Source organism: Streptomyces sp. NPDC048389, assembly GCF_040706335.1.
GTDB lineage: Bacteria > Actinomycetota > Actinomycetes > Streptomycetales > Streptomycetaceae > Streptomyces.
Map to the genome: position 1 here is coordinate 1 of NZ_JBEZKP010000118.1, position 2,711 is coordinate 2,711.

Here is a 2,711-nt window from a genome sequence, read left to right on the forward strand (position 1 = left end):
CGCTCGGCTGGGGTTTTCCAGCCGAGCGTTTTGCGTGGGCGGCCGTTGAGTTGCTGAGCGACGTGTTCGAGGTCTTCGGGGCTGTGCACGGACAGGTCGGTGCCCTTGGGGAAGTACTGCCGTAGCAGGCCGTTGACGCTTCTATGTCAAGCAGCGAGTTGGTGCTGTGTGATGTGGTGCTGCCAGGAAGCTCGGTCGCGGACCATCGCGCGGTGGATGACGTCGATCAGATGACGCTTGAGTACGCGTCGAGCACCTCGGGCACCCTTGGTGGGAGTGTGGCGGGCCAGTAGGTCCCGTGCACCAGGGTGGAACCTCTGCTGGACGATCGCCGTGGTGTAGAGCACGCTGTTCAGCCGTCGGTTGCCGCCACGATGCAGGCGATAGCGTTCCTTGTCCGAGGAGTAGACCGGGATCGGGGCGCATCCGGTGTAGCGGGCCAGTTTGGCCGAGCTGGAGAAGCGGGTGATGTCGCCGATCTCCGCGAGTAGGACCGCCGCGGAGACGTGGCTGATCCCGGTGATCTCCAGCAGAGCGGGTGCCAGCGGTTCAACGAGTTCCCGGATCGTGAACTCGAGACTGCGAATGCGCTGGTTGAGATCGGCTGTCTCGCCGGTCATCTCTGTCAGGACCCGGCGAACGTGCGGGCCGAGGTCAGAGTCCTCCAGGAATCTCGTCAGCGCGGTCATGCCCGGCTTGCGGGTGAGGTCGCCGGGCGTGTGGTCGAGCCAGAGGTGGGTGTATGCCTTGACCTGGTTGATCACCATGGTGCGGCGTCGGACGAGGTCGGCGCGTAAGTCGACCAGGACGCGCAGCTCGCGCACGCGCTCGTCGATGCGGTGGCGGTCCAGGCCGGGGGTGGCGATGGCAGCGTGGGCGACCGCGGCTGCATCGACGGGGTCGGACTTGGAGCCGGTGGCGGCGTGCAGCTTGCGGTGAGCGGCCATCAGCCGGGTGGGGACCCAGACGACCTCGTGGCCGGCTAGGAGCAGGCCGTCGGCCAGGCTGCGGGCGAAGCCACGGCCGTCTTCGATGGCCCAGGTGACCGGCGTGCCATCGGCGATCGAGCGGATCCACTTGAGCAGGACACCGATCAAGGCCGCGTCGTTTTTGATCGTCAGTGGCCTGCTGATCCGCCGGCCGTCGGCGTCGACGGCCACTGCGACGTGGACGTGCTTGTGCGGGTCGATCCCCACTGTCACCATCGAGTTGTCCTCATTGTCTGCTGTCGCGGATGACGGGACAGATGCGAGGGCCCTGGCCAGGGGACAGACCTATTGCGAGTTGACGGCTCAGCAAGCTTCTATCAAGTCACTCCCGGCCAGGGCTCTCGCCCTGTGGACCGCCGTGGACATCTCAACGGAAAGCCTTGCGGCACGTGTTCTCCGAGTCACCCAGCGGTCCAGCCGAACCTCTCCCGTCGAAGAAGTCCGGCCCGCCAAGGCTGCACCAATAGGTGTTCTCGTTCGACCCGCGCTGCCAGGGCGAGTGGGGGTCGCAGAAGTAGACCGGCACTCCCGTGGTCATGGTGAACTGCTTGTGCGCGGCCATCTCGCAACCCTGGTCCCAGGTCAGCGAGCCGCGCAGGTGCTCGGGAAGGGTCTGGATCAAGGGCACCAGCACGTCACGGACCTCCTCGGCGGTGTGCCCGCCGGGCAGGTGCCCGAGCATGACGTAGCGGGTGGAGCGCTCGACCAGGGTGACGATCGCGCTCTCGTTGCGGGTGCCGACGATCAGGTCGCCTTCCCAGTGGCCGGGAACCGCCCGGTCTGCGACCTCCGGCGGCCGCTCGGAGATCATCACCATCTCGTCGACGAACCGGCGCGTGCGCTGGTCCGGGCTGCGGTGCGGCTTGCGGCGGGTGCGCCCGGTGCGCAGAGCTGCCGCGACTTCGCGGCGCAGTCCGCCACGGGCCTGGACGTAGATCGCCTGGTAGATCGTCTCCGGACTCACGCGCATGCTCTCGTCGTCGGGGAACTCGGTGACCAGAGCGTGACAGATCTGCTCAGGTGACCACTGCTGCTGCAGCTTGTGGGCGACGTAATCACGCAGCGGACCGTCCGTAGCGAGCTTGGACGCCTTGGGCCTCGGACGGCTCTTCGCCCACGCCCGCTGTGCCCGGTGCGGCTGATAGACGCCCTCGACCGAATGGGCGTCGATCTCCCGCTTGACCGTGGAGGCCGGTCGGCCCAGCGCCCGCCCGATCGCCCGCAGCGATTGGCCCTCACGACGCAAGTCAGCGATCAACTCCCGCTCCGCCACCGTCAGGAACCGGTGGTGCAGCTCGGCCTCGACCGCCGTAAGGGACGGCTCCCGCGATGCGGCACTGGTGGTGGTCACACCGGTCTTGTAATCGATCCGGCGCCCGTCCGGGTGCAGGCGCGCGCCGTTGCTCTTCCTGATACCACGGTCCCAGTCCCGCGCAGTGCGTTCATGGACCCCGACCAGTGCCGCGGCCTCCCGCTGCCGGACCCCGGACGCGCGAAGCCTGTCGTACTCCGCTCGCCCCGGATGCCCGGCCGCGCCCGCCTTCCCACACCCACGAACGCCGGCTTCCCGTGCCCACCCGGCCGCCGTGTGACGGCTCACCCCGACCACCCGAGCAGCCCCTGAGACACTGCCGTTCTCCCGGTCCAGCGCCTCGAAGAACCTCACCTTCAAGCCCTCAAAATCCACGATCCCCGCAACTCCCTGAAGATCAGGGTGTTGCG

At 67.7% G+C, this 2,711-nt stretch carries 1 protein-coding gene and 2 pseudogenes; all 3 read right to left on the reverse strand.

Translation table 11 applies throughout. From position 1 onward, the window contains the following. Positions 1-140, reverse strand: a pseudogene (locus AB0903_RS34245) (IS30 family transposase); the annotation flags it as partial. A gap of 6 nt (positions 141-146) precedes the next feature. Continuing rightward, positions 147-1,205 (reverse strand): IS110 family transposase, encoded by a 1,059-nt coding sequence (locus AB0903_RS34250; protein WP_366708723.1) that lies wholly within the window; start codon positions 1,203-1,205, stop codon positions 147-149. Positions 1,206-1,455: 250 nt separating this feature from the next. Further along, positions 1,456-2,448 (reverse strand): annotated as a pseudogene (locus AB0903_RS34255) (IS30 family transposase); the annotation flags it as partial. Between the last annotated feature and the right edge of the window lie 263 nt (positions 2,449-2,711).